Here is a 383-nt window from a genome sequence, read left to right as displayed (position 1 = left end):
CCGGTGGTGATGGCGGACGTCAAGGGCGACGTGTCCGGGCTGTCCGCACCCGGCGAGGCGGGGGAGAAGATCGCCGCCCGTGCCGCGTCGACCGGCATCGCGGACTGGGCGCCCACCGCATTCCCCACCGAGTTCCTCTCGCTCGGCACCGGCGGGATCGGCGTCCCCGTCCGCGCCACCATCACCAGCTTCGGTCCGATCCTGCTGAGCAAGGTGCTGGGGCTCAACGCGACCCAGGAGTCGACCCTCGGGCTGATCTTCCACTGGGCCGACACCCAGGGCCTGGCCCTGCTCGACCTCAAGGACCTGCGTTCGGTCATCGCGCACCTGACCTCCGACGAGGGCAAGGCCGACCTGAAGGGGATCGGCGGCGTGTCCTCGGC

General features: G+C 71.3%; 1 protein-coding gene. It reads left to right on the top strand.

The genetic code is table 11. The features are described 5' to 3' along the window. The coding region (locus AC1DYG_RS20570) for a helicase HerA-like domain-containing protein (RefSeq protein WP_477641682.1) at positions 1-383 on the top strand (383 nt) is incomplete at both ends.

The sequence above is a fragment of the Pedococcus sp. P1_H8 genome (assembly GCF_056405175.1).
The sequence above is the reverse complement of the archived record's forward strand: the minus strand, read 5'-3'. Positions and strand labels throughout refer to the sequence as shown.